Origin of the sequence: Alistipes intestinihominis (assembly GCF_040095975.1) — a bacterium.
Taxonomy (GTDB): Bacteria; Bacteroidota; Bacteroidia; order Bacteroidales; family Rikenellaceae; genus Alistipes; species Alistipes senegalensis.
In genome coordinates this window covers 227,893-243,689 of sequence record NZ_JBBMFL010000002.1, presented here as the reverse complement: position 1 = coordinate 243,689, position 15,797 = coordinate 227,893, and the positions used below count along the sequence as shown (strand labels likewise).

The 15,797-nt window shown below is 58.6% G+C and carries 15 protein-coding genes; 8 read left to right on the top strand and 7 right to left on the bottom strand.

The features are described 5' to 3' along the window. Nucleotides 1-300 precede the first annotated feature (300 nt). Entirely contained in the window at nt 301-3,546 is a 3,246-nt protein-coding gene (locus tag WMO46_RS02565; RefSeq protein WP_349093728.1) for a hypothetical protein, read from the bottom strand. A gap of 152 nt (nt 3,547-3,698) precedes the next feature. On the opposite strand from WMO46_RS02565, the gene WMO46_RS02560 reads away from it, so the two are divergent. From WMO46_RS02560 to WMO46_RS02540, 5 genes are all read left to right on the top strand, one after another. Continuing rightward, nucleotides 3,699-3,917 (top strand): helix-turn-helix domain-containing protein, encoded by a 219-nt coding sequence (locus tag WMO46_RS02560; protein ID WP_019151699.1) that lies wholly within the window; start codon nt 3,699-3,701, stop codon nt 3,915-3,917. A 119-nt stretch (nt 3,918-4,036) separates the two neighbouring features. Next, on the top strand, nt 4,037-4,555 hold the full coding sequence (locus tag WMO46_RS02555; RefSeq protein WP_196017074.1) for a CvpA family protein: 519 nt from the start codon (nt 4,037-4,039) through the stop codon (nt 4,553-4,555). After that, entirely contained in the window at nt 4,545-5,462 is a 918-nt protein-coding gene (gene rsgA / locus WMO46_RS02550; protein ID WP_349093727.1) for a ribosome small subunit-dependent GTPase A, read from the top strand. The genes WMO46_RS02555 and rsgA overlap by 11 nt, the downstream gene beginning before the upstream one ends. Further along, nucleotides 5,443-6,153: a TrmH family RNA methyltransferase gene (locus WMO46_RS02545; protein ID WP_276714977.1), complete on the top strand. Its 711-nt coding sequence runs from the start codon at nt 5,443-5,445 to the stop codon at nt 6,151-6,153. The genes rsgA and WMO46_RS02545 overlap by 20 nt, the downstream gene beginning before the upstream one ends. Continuing rightward, nucleotides 6,146-7,345 carry an aspartate aminotransferase family protein gene (locus WMO46_RS02540; RefSeq protein ID WP_019151695.1) on the top strand — a complete coding sequence of 400 codons (1,200 nt, stop codon included), beginning with the start codon at nt 6,146-6,148 and terminating at the stop codon, nt 7,343-7,345. The genes WMO46_RS02545 and WMO46_RS02540 overlap by 8 nt, the downstream gene beginning before the upstream one ends. Before the next feature lie 29 nt (nt 7,346-7,374). Here WMO46_RS02540 and nfo read toward each other — a convergent pair whose 3' ends face one another. Further along, the gene (gene nfo / locus WMO46_RS02535) at nt 7,375-8,223 is read right to left on the bottom strand and encodes a deoxyribonuclease IV (protein ID WP_129651321.1); all 849 of its coding nucleotides are present in this window, start codon (nt 8,221-8,223) and stop codon (nt 7,375-7,377) included. A 95-nt stretch (nt 8,224-8,318) separates the two neighbouring features. Here nfo and WMO46_RS02530 point away from each other — a divergent pair, with 95 nt between their 5' ends. The 3 genes from WMO46_RS02530 to WMO46_RS02520 are packed head-to-tail and all read left to right on the top strand — an operon-like array spanning nt 8,319 to nt 11,435. Beyond that, complete coding sequence (locus tag WMO46_RS02530) at nt 8,319-9,536, top strand: DUF3078 domain-containing protein (RefSeq protein ID WP_129651323.1); 1,218 nt, start codon at nt 8,319-8,321, stop codon at nt 9,534-9,536. Next, the gene (locus WMO46_RS02525) at nt 9,536-11,170 is read left to right on the top strand and encodes a S41 family peptidase (RefSeq protein ID WP_019151692.1); all 1,635 of its coding nucleotides are present in this window, start codon (nt 9,536-9,538) and stop codon (nt 11,168-11,170) included. Before WMO46_RS02530 ends, WMO46_RS02525 begins: the two co-directional genes overlap by 1 nt. After that, the gene (locus tag WMO46_RS02520) at nt 11,163-11,435 is read left to right on the top strand and encodes a hypothetical protein (RefSeq protein WP_349093726.1); all 273 of its coding nucleotides are present in this window, start codon (nt 11,163-11,165) and stop codon (nt 11,433-11,435) included. Before WMO46_RS02525 ends, WMO46_RS02520 begins: the two co-directional genes overlap by 8 nt. A 71-nt stretch (nt 11,436-11,506) precedes the next feature. Here the strand turns inward: WMO46_RS02520 and WMO46_RS02515 are convergent, their stop codons facing one another. From WMO46_RS02515 to WMO46_RS02495, 5 genes are all read right to left on the bottom strand, one after another. After that, nucleotides 11,507-12,061: an RNA polymerase sigma factor gene (locus WMO46_RS02515; protein WP_129651325.1), complete on the bottom strand. Its 555-nt coding sequence runs from the start codon at nt 12,059-12,061 to the stop codon at nt 11,507-11,509. After that, complete coding sequence (locus WMO46_RS02510; protein WP_349093725.1) at nt 12,042-12,365, bottom strand: hypothetical protein; 324 nt, start codon at nt 12,363-12,365, stop codon at nt 12,042-12,044. Before WMO46_RS02510 ends, WMO46_RS02515 begins: the two co-directional genes overlap by 20 nt. After that, nucleotides 12,362-12,769, bottom strand: coding sequence for a 4Fe-4S dicluster domain-containing protein (locus WMO46_RS02505; protein WP_276714991.1), 408 nt, complete (start codon nt 12,767-12,769; stop codon nt 12,362-12,364). The genes WMO46_RS02510 and WMO46_RS02505 overlap by 4 nt, the downstream gene beginning before the upstream one ends. 114 nt (nt 12,770-12,883) lie before the next feature. Beyond that, the gene (deoC, locus tag WMO46_RS02500; RefSeq protein ID WP_019151687.1) at nt 12,884-13,765 is read right to left on the bottom strand and encodes a deoxyribose-phosphate aldolase; all 882 of its coding nucleotides are present in this window, start codon (nt 13,763-13,765) and stop codon (nt 12,884-12,886) included. Nucleotides 13,766-13,939: 174 nt separating this feature from the next. Next, complete coding sequence (locus tag WMO46_RS02495; RefSeq protein ID WP_026076715.1) at nt 13,940-15,661, bottom strand: hypothetical protein; 1,722 nt, start codon at nt 15,659-15,661, stop codon at nt 13,940-13,942. Nucleotides 15,662-15,797: the final 136 nt, after the last annotated feature.

Sequence of the window (15,797 nt, the reverse complement as noted above, 5' to 3'; positions counted from 1 at the left end):
GTGCGGCAAAGCGCCCCGACCGATAAAAGTGTCGTTACGACATCAAAGATAATGCAAACGGAGCGTAAAATCAAATCGGATTGTAGTCGGACAGGCTTCGTTTGTGTTCGGCAACGGTTCGGCCGCCGTTCCGGCAGGGGCAAAAAAATGGCGGACCGCGCCTCTTCGGTCCGCCAAAAAGCAGGGGATATATGTGAAACTTGTTAACTAAAAAACAACTCCTTGGGTGTCATCCCCTGCGGAGGGATTGCTTTTCGCAGCCGGTATCACCGGATGGCGATACCGGCCGCGAAAAGGGATTCAGTGCTTGACGGTTACGGTGATCGTTTCGGCCGTCTTGCTGCCGTACTGATAGGTGAAGGTGGCTTTCAGGGTAACCGTGAAGTCGAGCTGCAACAGGGCGCTGTTGTTCTTGTAAACCAGCTTGTTGTCCTTGACTTCGAGCAGGTCGAGCTTCGTCTCGCTCTTGTCCGAGTTCTCGGCCTTGACGATCTCGAATGCGATACCGGCGCTTGCCGTATTGCCCGACGTTGCCTTGAATACCTCGTAAGCGGTGTCATCGGTATTTACCACGACGGCTTTCCATACTTTTGCCTTCGAGTCGTATTCGATCCACTTCTTGCCGTTCGCGTCGATGAATTCCAGATTCTCGAACAGATTGATCTCGGTCTCTTCGTTGGCAACGTATTTCGTTTCGATGCCCTTCGTCTGAGCCAGCGTCGTGATCGGGGTCTGGATGCGTACGCGGAGCTCTTTTGCGCCGACCTGGATATTCGTGCCCTTGATCTTGATGGCGGCCTTCAGATCGACGTAGTCGCGGGTAGCGTTCGTCCAGTCGAGTTTGTCGCCGTCGATTGCTGCGTATTTCGCCGTCACGTCGTTTTTGCCGGCTTCGTTCTTGCCGTCTACCGATACTTTCTCGTAGGAGATTTCCACGGGAGTCGCTCCCTCCGGCGTGACGATGTTGAAGTATGCGGGCAGGTTGGCGTTGTCCCATGCCCATACGAAACTGTCATTGACCTTGCCGGCGAGGATAACCGTCTTCTTGCCGCTTTCGTCGATTACATACTGCGTGTTGTAGTTCAGTTCGTATGCGGGGAGCTCTACCGTGGTCGTTACCGTGGTCTTAATCTTCTGGCCATACCAGGTTTCGCGCTCGTAGGTCTGTACGAAGATGTTGCCGGCAGCCTTGATGTCGCCCGATACGATCTGGGCCTCGATGCCCTTCGCGGCATTTACTTCGATATAGGTTCCGTCGGGGTTGTTCTGCGGGATCAACTCGCCGTTCTCGTCCTCGGCATCGGCGTAACGCATGTTGCTTGCGCTTGCATCCTTGCTGGAGGTCGTTGCTGCCGAGGCGAACTCAGCGGCATCTTTGAAGTAACCGGCGGCAACCTTCTTGTAGAGGTCAGCCCAGCTGATCGTCTTCGTAATGTCGTTATAGCCGATGGTCTGCTCGATGCTCAGCTCGACATTCTGGGGTATCGCGCCGAATTCGATCGTACCGGTCAGCGTGTAGTCGATGTTCTCGTGCGTGTAGACGTACTCTACGGTGTAGGTATTGCCCCATGCGTATTTGCCTGCGGGCAGGGTTACCTTGGTTCCGTTGGCGATCTGGCCGACGAACGGCTCGAATGCCGCATCGACAGTCGCGGTGACATCCTTGCCCTCGGCGTCCGTGATTTTCTTCACCGGAGTCTCGCCGAGAATGTCGATTACCGTAACACCTGCGGGCAGTTTGCCGCCGAGCGTCATGGCGACCTCTCCGAATACATCGGCATTGATCGCAGGAGCGACCTCGGCCGTGTTGCCGCCTTCGTTGACGAACTGGTAGGTCCACTCTTTGCTGAGCTTGCCGAAGTCGATCGTCGTGCCTTTCTGGTTGGCGATCTGGTAGGTCGTCTGGTTGGTCACCTCGGCGGTCGTGGCTTTGCCGGTGACGGCCATCGTCAGCGTGTGGGCGAATACGGCCTTCGATTTCACGTCGGAGGATTTGGCCTCTGCGCGGAACTCCACCGTGGCGAGCTTGTCGTTCCAGCTCAGTTTGTCGGTGACGCTCTTGAGGATGAACTTGTTGATGGCGTCTCCCGTGACTGCTGCGTCCGAAGGATCCGTATAGGTAACCGTGGCCTTATAAGCGCTGACCGAAACCCTCTGACCGAGGATGTTCGAAACCTCGTCCAGCGACAGGAAGTTGTCGCCGTCGAGCGATGCTTTCAGCTCCACGTCTTTCAGCAGGGTTGCCTTGCTCTCAGCCACCGTCGAGTTGAACGGCATCATGATCGTTTCGTCGCTGTAAACCTCGCCGTCTTTGTAAAGGGCGAAAGCCACCTCCTTGGCCGCAGCCTCATACTTGACGCCGGCGAAGTCGGACAGAACGTCGTTGGTAACACCCGAAACGACCTCTTCTTCATCTGCATCGCCTTCTGCCGGGGCCTTGGTCGGGCTCTGGATCGAGAGTGCCAGAGCGACGCTCTTGTTGTTGTCGGCCAAAGCATCCATCGTCTCTTTGTCGGCAGCGATCGTAACGGTGAATTTGCCGTTCTCGCCAGCCTGGAAGCCCGTTACGGCGACAGGAGCCGATGCCGGTTCTGCGGCGCGGGTGGCGATCACTTTCTCCGAAATCATCGAGAGGCAGGCGGGGTTCTTGGCATAGATGGCGGCGACTGCGTCGAGGGCTTTGGCGGGAGTGACGCGATAGGTCAGCGTTGCGACGCCTTTTTCCAGCTCCGTATCGCCTACTTTGTAGGCGGCCATGACGACTTGTCCGTCCAATGCTTCGGGAACGTATACCAGCGACTGAATCTGGGCGATCAGGGCGTCCACATCCGAGCGCAGACTCTTGATGGCAGCGTCATAGCCTTCGAATTTCTCTTTCAGGCCGGCCTGTTCCAGAAAGCCTTCGGACGAGATCATTTCGGCGATGCCGGCGGCCAGTTTGCCGTTCTCCTTTTTCAGGAGTTCGGCGGCGGCTTCGTCCAGCGATCCGCGGAAATCGTCCTTGGTCATGTATTCCTCCATATAACCGCCGAACTCGGTGCCCAATACGTTCTTGATGGCCGTTTTAATATCCTGGGCCGTGGGGTCGATCTGCTTCAGGATCGTGTTCACGATCTGATTCTGCTGGGCGGTCGTGTATTCGCTGCCGGCCAGATATTCTTTGACAGCCTTGCCGATGTTCGACTCGATCTCGCCCCACGTGTCGAGCGCTTTGATCTGGGCATCGAAGATGTTTTTCACGTCCTCCGTGCTCATTCCTTCGGGAATCAGCGCTTTGACATCCTCGGCGGTTTGGTATCCGAGGTCCTTGACCATCTTGTCGAGTTCGGTGTCCTTTACGAAATCGTCGAAATTGATACCTTCGAGTTTCTGTTGGAGCGAGCTGAGTGCAGAAGCGTCGGCCTTCAGCTCGATTTTGCCTTTCAGGTCGTCGATCTGACCTTTCAGGTCGTTGATGTCGTCGTCGTAATCCTTACAGCCGACGGCACCGAGCAGTGTTCCGGTCAGAAACACTGCCAGAAATTTTCTGAACAAGTTGTTTTTCATAGTACGAAAGATTGAAATAAAGATGTGTTTTGCATGTAATTTTCAATTTGTTACTCATTTGCGACGCTCGATGTTGGTATCATATATGATACGCATGGTGCAAATATATATATAAAAATTTGCACAGCAAAATTTTTGTTCAAATTTTTAGAATGCGAATGGATTATCAAGACGAGATCCGCTATATCTCTACGAGGATCAAGGAGTTGAGGAAGGAACGCAGTCTGACCGTACAGGAATTGGCATACCGCTGCGACATGGAAAGATCCAACTTGAGCCGTATCGAGGCGGGAAGGACCAATCTGACCGTAAGAACCATGTGCGTCATCTGTAACGCACTGAATGTTACCCTGCGCGACGTGATACGCTGAGGACCGACACCTATATTTATATATTCACGTATACTTGTCTCCAAATCGTCCTTTGTATGCTTTTTTTGGGCTGTTTCGGTAAAATGTGTATCTTTACGGACACAAATTGAACGCTGTTTTTGAACGCTGTTGATCTGATCGTCTGCCTCGTGCTGGCGCTGGCCGTCTGGAACGGGTGGCGTCAGGGCTTCATTTTGCAGGTATGCTCCCTGGCGGGCATCGTCGCGGGCATCTGGCTCGCGGCGCAGTTCGGCACGCAGGCCGGCGAATGGCTGCGGCTGGACCCCGGCTTTGCCGCCGCGGGCGGGTTCGTCGCGGTGCTTGTCGCGGTCATCCTCGTCGTGGCGATCGCCGGGCGGCTGGTGCGCAAACTGTTCCATTTCGCGGGATTCGGCATCGCCGACACGCTGCTGGGCATCGCGGTTTCGGTGTTGAAATACCTGCTCGTGCTGAGCGTTCTCTTTTCGGCGTTCGACGATCTGAACGAGGATTACACCCTCGCGGGTCCGGAAACGATCGAAAAATCGAAGAGTTACAAACCGGTCATGCACCTTTCGGAGGCCGTGTTCCCCTTCCTGGAGTGGGTCGGCGGGCAGGTGCCAGGGCCGGATGAAAATACCCCGTCCGATGGAGAGTAGATTTACGGCCACCGTGGTCCGGGCGACCGGCAGTTGGTACGACGTGCTGCACGACGGCGCCATGCTGCGCTGCCGCATCCGGGGCAAACTGCGTCTGAAAGGCGTGCGGTCAACCAATCCCGTGGTCGTGGGCGACGAGGCGGTGTGCGAGGCCGACGGCGGCGACTGCGTGATCGTGGACATCGTGCCGCGCCGCAACTACGTGATCCGCCGGGCTTCGAACCTCTCCAAGGAGTCGCACATCATCGCCGCCAACGTCGATCAGGCGTTGCTGATGGTGACGTTGCGTTCGCCCGAGACGCCCAAGGAGTTCGCGGATCGTTTTCTGGTGACCTGCGAGGCTTATAAGGTTCCGGCTGCGATTCTGCTTTCGAAGATCGACTTGCAGGACGCGGAGGCCGTCGCGGAGTTCCGCGCGGAGTACGAAGGGGCCGGTTACCGCGTGCTGGAGGTCTCCGCGAAGGAGGGCCGCGGCGTGGAGGAGGTCCGGAAGCTGCTGGCGGGGCGCACGACGCTCATGTCGGGCAACTCGGGCGTCGGGAAATCGACGCTGATTCAGACCATCGACCCCTCGCTGGACATCCGCACCGGGGAGATCTCCGACAGCCATCACAAGGGCCGCCACACGACGACTTTCTCGACGATGTACCCCCTGGCCGAAGGCGGGGCGGTGATCGACACACCGGGAATCAAGGGGTTCGGACTGCTGGACATCGACGACGCCGAACTCTGGCACTACTTCCCGGAGATGATGCGCGTGGCTCCGGGCTGCCGCTTCTACAACTGTACGCACACCCACGAACCGGGCTGCGCGGTGGTCGAAGCGGTCAAGGCGGGTGAGATCGCGTGGTCGCGTTACGAAAGCTATCTGAAAATCCTCGACGACGATGAAAAATACCGCAAATAACGCTTTGCCGGATTTCGGCCCCGAGTCGGGCCCCTGCGGGAAGCGCATCGCCTGCCTCCGGGAGTTCATGACGCCCGAGCGCTACGACGTGCTGCGGAAGACGGTCGGCATGCGGACCCGCTACATGACCGTGCTGGCCGAGAACATGTACCACGGGCAGAACGCCGCGGCGCTGATCCGCCACTGCGAGGCGTTCGGGGTGCAGGAGATGCACACCGTCGAAACCTTGTGCTCCTTCGAGCCGAATCCCGATATCGCACGCGGCGCCGAGCGGTGGATCGACGTTCGGCAGCACCCTTCGACGGCGGAGGCCATCGCCGCGCTCCGCGGGGCGGGTTACCGCATCGTGGCTACCACGCCCCACCGCGAGGACGTGACGCCCGAGACTTTCGATGTCGCCCGGGGGCCTTTCGCGCTGGTTTTCGGCACGGAGCACGCGGGGATTTCCGACGAGGTGATCGCCTCGGCCGACGAATTCCTGCGCATCCCGATGTGCGGCATGGTCGAGAGCCTGAACGTCTCGGCGTCGGCGGCCATCCTGATCTACATGCTTTCGGAGCGTGTCCGCCGTTCGGTCGATGGCTGGCAGCTGCCGCCCGCCGCGCAGGCCGAAGTGCTCGACGGCTGGATGCGCGCCAGCGTGAAGGACGCCGGGGCGATACTTGCAAGAAAATTCGGAGAAAATGGCTGATATTCTGCGTAAACAATTTCTGGCCCACGTGGCCCAGACCTCGCCGTCGCCGATGTTGGTGGAGGTCGCGCGCGCTGAGGGTTCGTTTTTCTACACCCCCGGCGGGAAACGCTATTACGATCTGGTGGCGGGCGTGTCGGTGAGCAACGTCGGCCACGCGAATCCCGCCGTGGTGCGGGCCGTGCAGGAGCAGGCCGCGCGCTATATGCATGTGATGGTCTACGGCGAGCTGGTCGAGACCCCGCAGGTGGAGTACGCCGCGAAGATCGTGTCGCTGCTGCCCGCGCCGCTCGAAAGCGTCTATTTCGTCAATTCGGGCGCCGAGGCGGTCGAGGGGGCTCTCAAACTGGCCAAACGCTATACCGGACGTACCGAGATGATCTCCATGCGCCGCGCCTACCACGGTTCGACGCACGGGGCGATGAGCATGATGGGCGCTCCCGAGGGCGAGGAGTGGAAAGGGGCGTTCCGGCCCCTGCTGCCCGACGTGCAGGCCATCTCGTTCAACGATTTCGACGACCTGAAGCGCATCACGCGCCGCACGGCCTGCGTGCTTGCCGAACCCGTGCAGGGCGAGGCGGGCGTCCGGCCTCCCCGGCCGGGGTATCTGGAGGCGTTGCGCCGGCGTTGCGACGAGGTGGGGGCGTTGCTGATCTTCGACGAGATCCAGACCGGCATGGGCCGCACGGGCGAACTGTTCGCCATGCTCAAATACGGCGTCACGCCCGACATCGTCTGTCTGGCCAAAGCCCTCGGCGGCGGCATGCCGCTCGGGGCGTTCGTTTCGAGCCGCGAAATTATGGGCACCTTGCAGGAGAATCCCGTGCTGGGGCATATCACTACCTTCGGCGGCCATCCGGTCTGCTGTGCGGCCGGTCTGGCGGCGCTGAACTACCTGCTGGACAACGGGGTGGTTGCGACCGTCGAGGCGAAGGGCGCCCTGTACGAGTCGCTGCTCGCCGACCATCCCGCCGTGCGGGAGATCCGCCGTTCGGGACTGCTGCTGGCCGTCGAGCTGGGCGAACCGGCGAAGCTCTACCGCATCATGGAGCTTTTCAAGGAGGCGGGCATCCTGAGCGACTGGTTCCTGTTCTGCGACACGGCGTTCCGCATCTCGCCGCCGCTCACGATCTCCGACGAAGAGGTCCGCGAAAGCGCAGCGATCATCCGGGATTGTCTGGATCGGGTCTGAAAAAGGGAGGTTCGCAACCTCCCTTTTTTCTATGCCTCTTCGGCGAATGCTTTTAAGCGGGCGATCTCCTCGCTCCAGCGCGTTTCGTCCGGGGTTTCGAGAATCAGCGGAATGCCGTCGAACCGTTCGTCGCGGGCGATGTAGCGGAAACACTCCATGCCGATCATCCCTTCGCCCAGCGGCATGTGGCGGTCAACGCGGCTGCCCAGTATCTTCATCGCGTCGTTCAGGTGCATCCCCTTCAGATAGCCGAATCCCACGACGCGATCCAGTTCGGCGAACGTCGCGTCGCACGCCTCGGCGGTCCGCAGATCGTATCCCGCGGCGAAGGCGTGGCAGGTGTCGATGCAGACGCCTACGCGCGATTTGTCCTCCACGCGGTCGATCAGATAGCGGAGGTGTTCGAACCGGAATCCGAGGTTCGACCCCTGCCCGGCGGTGTTCTCGATCACGGCCGTCACCCCGCGGGTCTTGTCGAGGGCGATGTTGATCGACTCGGCGATCCGGTCGAGGCTCTCCTCCTCGGTGATTTTTTGCAGGTGGCTGCCGGGATGGAAGTTCAGACGATCGAGTCCCAGCAGTTCGCAGCGCTGCATTTCGTCGAGAAACGCTGCGCGCGATTTCTCCAGCGCCTCTTTCTCGGGATGTCCGAGGTTGATGAGGTACGAGTCGTGGGGCAGTATCTGTTCCGGCCGGTAGCCGTAGGTGTCGCACGCCTTGCGGAAAGCGTCTATCTCTCCGGCGGTGAGAGGCTTGGCCACCCATTGACGTTGGTTCTTGGTGAAGAGCGCGAAAGCCGTGGCTCCTATTGCGTGCGCATTGGCGGGGGCGTTGTCCGCACCTCCCGAGGCGCTTACGTGTGCTCCGAAATATTTCATAATTCGTTCTTTCAGTTTATCTTTCAGACAAAGTTAAGGATTTTATAAATAAATTCATAAATTTGTACATTGAAAATCAATAGAATCGCTTCGCTATGAAACATCTTTTCCCGATCTTCGCACTGGCGGCCTTTCTGCTCGCGTCCGTTCCGGCTTCGGCTCAGATTTCGATCGACGAGGTCAATGCCGAGCAGCAGAGCGTGACTTTCCAGGATAAGCTGAAGTCCACCTCCGTCGATGTCGATTATTTCAACCTGGCCCGTTACAAGGCCGAGCGTGCCGCTATCCGCAAGGAGCGCAACTACCTCGAATTCGGCGGCGGCCTGCAAGGAACGCTGACCTCCTACAACGACCCGTGGATTTCGGTTTCGGGCGGTGATAACTCCATCGCATTGGTGGCGACATTCAACCTGCGCCACGTCTTCAAGAAGAACCTCTTTTCCATCGAGACCAAGTTCAATGCCAAGCTGGGTTATAACCGCATGAAGGTCGAAACGCAGCGCATAGGGCCCGACGGTCAGCCTATGGTCGATGAAAGCGGGAACAAGATCATGGACAGCGAGGGTGTGTGGTTCAAGAATCAGGACGAGTTGGTTATCTGGGTGAACCCTGCCTTCGAGATGGCCAAGAACTGGTCCTACGGCTCGATCATCCAGTTCCGCAGCCAGTTTGTCAACGGTTATAAATCGCGCTCCGAGCAGGAGAAAAAGCACCTCAAGAGTAAGTTCATGACTCCGGGTTATCTCGACATTTCGCTGGGTATCACCTACAAAAGTCCCGAGAAGAAATTCCCCATTACGGTCAACATGTCTCCGCTCGCCCTGAACGCCACCTTCGCCGAAAGCGACTGGATTCGTATGCGACAGGTCGATGGCGACGGCAAAGAGATCAAACCGGCCTATCCCTATGGTATCGAGGACCCCGACAAGACCTCGAAATATGAAGGCGGTTCGTCGATCGAGATCGGCTTCGACCGGACTTTCGGCAAGACGGGTTACCTGCGCTACCGTACCACGATCTTTTCTTTTTACGGCTGGATCACTGACATCGGCCAGAGGAACAAGATCAGCGATTACAGCAAGTATCTGGAGGCTTTCGAGAAGTGGAATGCGGGAGACAAGAATATCAAGGACAAACCCCGCCTGCCGATCCATCCCACGGTGCGTTGGGAAAATACGCTCGACATCAAGGCGACGAAATACCTCTCCACGACGTTGAGTTTCCAGTTGTATTATAACAGAGCGCAGAACGTCGATGTGCAGACACGGACCCTGCTGAGCGTCGGTCTGACGTATACCTTTAAGAACAAATAATGTATAAGAATTCGAAACGCACCGTCCTTTTCCCGCTGCTGCTGGCCGCGGGGGTGGTCCTGGGCCTCGTGCTGGGACAGTATCTGGGACGCAATTCCACCACTTCGCAGCTCAAGGGCATGCTCAGCCGCATGGCGCTGCCCACGAACAAGCTGACCTATACGCTGTCGCTGATCGAGAATCAGTATGTCGATTCCGTGTCGATGGACTCCCTCGCCGAGCACGTCATTCCGCTGCTGGTCAAGGAGCTCGACCCCCATTCGGTCTATATCCCCGCTTCGGAGATGCAGGCGCTGAACGAACCTCTCGAAGGGGAGTTCGACGGTATCGGCGTGGTCTTCAACATGGCCACCGACACGGTGATCGTGCTGAACGTCATTCCGCAGGGCCCCAGCGACAAGGCCGGCATCAAGGCCGGCGACCGGATCATCGAGATCGGCGATTCGGTGGTCGCCGGGCGCAAGATTCCCCAGAACAACGTTGTGAAGATGTTGCGCGGACCGCGCGGTACAACGGTGCACCTGGGCATCGGGCGGCAGGGCATCTCCGGACTGGTGCCGATCGACGTTGAGCGCGGCGTGATCCCGATCCGGAGCATCGAATCGGCCTTCCGCATCGCCGACGGCGTGGGTTATGTCAAGCTGGGGCAGTTCGCCCGGACGACTTACGACGAGTTCCGCAGGGCGCTGGCCTCGCTGCGCGCCGAGGGGGTCACGAAGCTGATCTTCGACCTCCGGGGCAATTCGGGCGGATTCCTCGACCAGGCGATCGCCGTGGCCAACGAGTTCCTGCACAAGGGGCAGCTGATCGTCTACACCGAAGACCGCCGCCACGAACAGCTCCGGGAATACGCCGACGGCAACGGCTCGGCCCAGGACATGGAGGTCGTGGTGCTGATCGACGAGGGGAGCGCTTCGTCGAGTGAAATTCTCGCCGGAGCGTTGCAGGACAACGACCGTGGTACGATTGTTGGGCGTCGTTCGTTCGGCAAGGGACTCGTCCAGCGTCAGATTCCGTACAGCGACGGATCGGCCCTGCGGCTGACCACGGCGCGTTACTACACGCCTACCGGCCGCTCGATCCAGAAGCCCTATACGATCGGCGACGACGAGAGCTACGAGGAGGATATTTGGAATCGGTATAAGAACAACGAGTTTTTCTCGGCCGACAGCATCCATTTCGCCGATTCGCTGAAACGGACGACGCCGGGCGGAAAGGTGGTTTACGGGGGCGGAGGCATCATGCCCGATGTCTTCATTCCGGCCGATACGACCGATGTGACGAAATATTTCATCGAGGTGTCGGGACGCAACATCCTCTACCGCTATACGATCGAGTATGCCGACCGGCACCGCGAGGCGCTCAACGCCGTGCAGACCATCGGCGATTTGCAGGCGCTGCTCGACAGCGACAAGACCCTTGTTGACGATTTCGTCCGTTATGCCGCCCGCAAGGGCGTTGCGCCGCGCTACGGCGACATCGCCCGCTCGCGCCGGCTGATCGAGGCCCAGCTCCGGGCCTACATCGGCCGCAATACGAAGCTGGAGGACAACGGGTTTTATGCGAACATCTATCCCGTGGACAACGTGATCGTGCGTGCCGTCGGGATATTAAAGGAGGATAAGAATGATTAAGAAGCTGATTGGTATTATCGTAGCCGTTGCGGTGATCGTCATCATCGTCGTGGCGGCTGTCCGGCGCGACAATTTCCGGTCGATGGTGTTGCGCGACGAAATGTTGAACGGTGTCCGGCCGACGGAGGAGCCTTCCCGCCTGATTTCGCCTGCCGAACTCGACGTTCCGGCTGAACTTTCCGCCGAATCCGACGTTCCTGCCGAACCTGTTCCGGACGCCGGGGCGGTCGATTCGCTGACCGTGGAGGTTACGGATTCGATCTGACGTTTCTCCGTCTCCTATGCGAAGCCGGCGGCCCTCGGAAGGGTCGCCGGCTTTTCGTACGTAGGGGCGGTTCACTCCGTGAGGAGGGCTTCGTAAATCTCCGCCAGGCGGTTTCGGAGGTGTTTCACCGCATAATGCTTGCGCGAGAGCAGGGTCGCCACGGGGATTCCGGTGTCCTCGGCGAGCTCCCGGAAGGTGAATCCCTCCATTTCGGTCAGTTCGAACACGTCGCGCTGGGCGGCGGGCAGTTCGCCGAGAGCCTTTTCGACCTCCTCCCAGACCAATGTCCGCAGGTATTCCATTTCGGGAGAACTCTCCTCGTCGGCCAGCAGGGCCGTGATTTCGCTGACGAATCCGCTTTCGTCGTCCTGCCCGCGCATCTGCGGCATCCGTTCTTCGCGGCGCTTGCGGCTGTGGTCGATGATGCGGTTGCGGGCCGCGCGGAAGAGCCAGGCCGCGACCTGCGTCACCGGATTCAGCGCATCGGTCTGTACGAAGCGCATGAACACGTCCTGCAAAATATCTTCGGCTTCTTCGCGCGAGGGGATGCGCCGGGCGATGAAGGCTCCCAGCTGACGGCGGTATTTCCCGAATACTTCGGCGGGGTTATTTTTCGGGGCATTCATCCGTGGGGTTTTCTTCCCGGTACGAACGGATTCTTTGACGGATGAATTCGCGGCGTTCCTCGTGCGATATGCCGTGCATTGCCCGGTGGATGTGGCGGTGTTCGTGCCAGCCGGAATGTCCCAGGTGCCCGAAGAACAGATGGGCGAGCGCCAGCAGCCCTAACATCTGCCAGTAGCCGACCGGTTTCCAGCCGAATATGTCGGGAATCAGGGTGTTCCACAGCCACATGGCTGCGCCGACGGCCGCCGCGAGCAGGGCGATTCCTCCGATTGCATGGAGAACGAATGTAAGATTGCGTTTCATGGTTTGTTGTTGTTTTTCAGAAATTCCGGGATTTGTAAATGGCAGAATATCAGGTGGAACAATACCAGCAGCCCGAATATTTTCCAGTAGTTGACCGCCTGCCATGCTTCGGGGTCCGACGACCACGGCAGCGCGAGCGCCAGGGCAAGAACGATGGGCAACACTCCTCGCAGAATGTGTTTCGGGGCGGTTTTGCGGGGTTCGATCTTGCGGATGACGATGGCTTTGTTGCGGCAGGAGCGTTCGCAGGCGCGGCATCCCGCGCAGCGTGCGGCGTCGGCGACTTGCACGAAGCGGCATTGTCCGTTGTCGGCCAGGCGGAGAACTCCGCGGCGGCATGCTTCGACACAGCGTCCGCATCCCGTGCAGTCGTAGGTGCGGAGTACGATTTCGGTGTTTTTCATCTTCGATAGATTTCTATCTGTGCAGACGACCGGGCACGGAAAATATTTTAGAGAGGGCAAAAAAATTCCCCGGAATGTTCCGGGGAATAGCGTTCTGAATCGTATTGCGGTCCGCTAATAGTACTTGATTTCCTTGCCCTCGATAGCCGAAAGGAGGTTGTTGGCGGCCGAGGAGGCGCCGATGCGGAACAGGTCCGTCGTGAGCCACTCCTTGCCGAGGATCTCCTCGACGATGGTGTAGTAGAGCGCAGCGTCTTCGGGCGTGCGGACACCGCCCGCAGCCTTGAATCCGACCTTGCGGCCCGTCTTTTCGAAATAGTCCTTGATGGCCTGGCACATCACCACGGCGGCTTCGGGGGTTGCGGCCACGTCGATCTTGCCCGTCGAGGTCTTCACGAAATCGGCTCCGGCCAGCATCGACAGCAGCGAAGCCTTGCGGATCAGTTCGGGGGTTTTCAGCGCACCCGACTCGATGATCACCTTCAGCACCACATCCTCGTCCATCTCCGTGCGGATCACCTCCACCTCGTTGGCCGCTTCGTCGTACTCGCCCGTGAGCATGCGGCCCACGTTCAGCACGATGTCCACCTCGTCGGCGCCGTTCTCCACGGCCATCGCCACTTCGAGGGCCTTCACTTCGAGGAACGTCTGCGCTGCGGGGAATCCGCCCGCGACGCTCGTGATCTTCATCGGCGTACCGTCCACGGCCAGCCCCACGGTCTCCACGAATGCGGGGTAGATGCAGATCGACGCCACGTTGGGGATATGCGGATATTTCTGGTAAAACTCCACGGTCTTGCGGGCGAACTCCGTGACGGAGGTCACCGAATCGTTGCACGACAGCGTCGTGATGTCGATGGCCGAATAGCAGAATTTATAGACTTCGGTATTGTGGTTGCGTGCCCGGGCGACCTGACGGATGCGGGCGACTTCGGTGTCTACCTGTTCAGCGCTCCATGCCGGAGCGTATTCATTCAGATGGTTGGCGTATTCCATACGATCTTGTTTTTTACAAAATTAGAAAAATTATTCGATCCCGCGTCGCTTCCGGACCAATTATTTTACGAACGGGCCCGCTTTCGCATTTGTTGTCCGCTCCTTCCGGCGCCGATGCAAAAAAAGAGCCTGAACCGTTCCGGTCCAGACTCTTTTTATCGGTTCGTGCTGAAATTACTTCTGCAACGGCTTCAGGTTGATGTCCTTGGCAGCCTTCTGAGCCAGAGCGGGGTTCTTCGAAACGGCGCTCTTCAGCTGAGCCTCTGCGGTCTTGAGGTCGCCTTCCTTCGTGGCGATTACGGCACGCAGGTAGTCGGCGTCGGCCGAGTTGTCCTTGGCGATGGCCTTCTTGGCACCGGCCAGGTCGTTCGACTGAACCAGGGCGATAGCCTCGTTGTAGCCTTTGAGCCCTTTGGCGGCAGCCTTGTAGTCACCCTCGGCGGCAGCCAGGGCAGCCTTGGCCTGAGCGTCGGCGGCAGCAGCGTACTTCTTGGCCTCTGCGGTGTTGTTGTTGGCCAGGTTAGCCAGCAGCAGGTTCTTGTTGAGCTCCTTCGACGAATCCAGCTTGGCAGCCTTCTCGAACGATTTCAGGGCAGCGGCCTTGTCGCCGGCCTGCGTCTGAGCCACGCCGAGGTTGTTCCATACGCGGGCGTCGTTGAATTTCTTCGAAGCGGCGGTCAGGATGGCTACCTGCTCGTCGGCGTTCTTGGCCAGCTCCTGAGCGGCATAGAGATACTGCTCGACGGTCAGCTCGCCGCCGTTGCGGTAAGCGGCCATGATTTCAGCGTCGGTCAGACCCTGGAGGTCGGTGCTGTTGACGATCTGCGAACGGCGCAGCTCGGGAAGCACCTCTTTTTTCAGCTCCTCGAATACCGTTGACATGTTCTTGATCTCGGTCTCACGCTCTGCGGGCGAGTTGTAGAGGCTCAGCACCTGGAGAATGAGGTTCTTGTCCTTGATGTTCGACTTCTCGACCAGCTCCTTGAAGCCGTCCCAGTCTTCGCCGTAGGCAGCGGCGTCGATATCCAGACCTGCGTCTTTCAGCAGTTTGGCAACGACCTTCTTACCCGACTCGCTGCGGGCCTGCGAGAGTTTGTCGTTGAACTTCACCGGACCGTCGGGCGAAGCATAGCCCTTGACGGCGATGTTCTGCGTGGCACGGTCGTTCGTGAGGTTCTTGTCCACGTTCTCCTTGAATGCGCCGAGGTTGGCGTTCTTCTCGTTCTTCTTGGTCACTACCGACGAGTTGATCGCATAGAGCAGGTCGGTCTTGTCAACCACCGTGGTCACCTTCTTGTAGTCGTTGGCCATCTGATCCATCAGGTCGCCGTACTTGAGGTCCTTTTGCAGGGTGTTCAGACCGTAAGCGACCGTCAGACCGAATTCTTTGGCGATGGCAGCTTTGGCAGCGGCGTCGTTGCCGGCCAGCACGGCAGCCTCCTCCTTGGTGGGGATGGCTCCGGTGTTCAGGTTAACGAGCACGAACTCCTTGGCCTTGCCTTTCGGGCATTTGATCTCGGCGCGGAGTTGCAATGCGCACTGGTCCATGCGGGGATCGTAGGGGAACTCCACGTGCTGCGTGAAGTTGCCGCCGTTGATCTTGTCTACGACAGCGTAGTTCTCGTCAACTTTCGAACCCTGATAGTATTTGGTGGCGCCGGCCACTTCGCCGCCCTCGAATACGATGACGGGGGTAACCTTGATGATCGCCTTCTTGTTGAAGTACTCGACGGGGAAAGTGACATTGATGTCGGCGGCGACGATGCCGTTGTTCAGCGTGAGAATCTCGGGGGTAACCGTCAGTTTGACATCGTCCCGGTTCTTGGCCATCTTCTTGAAGCAATTACAGCTCGAAAATGCCAGGGCGGCAGCTACGAGCACAATGCTCAATTTCATTAAGTTTTTCATAATAGGGTAAATTAATGTGTTTATTTTTAATGTTTGCCTCTTGTCTGTCTCGCTTCCTCCCGGTTTTCGGAAACATTCCGTCTCTTTTCTGCCGGAGGAACAGCGCAAATATAGAAAACTCTCG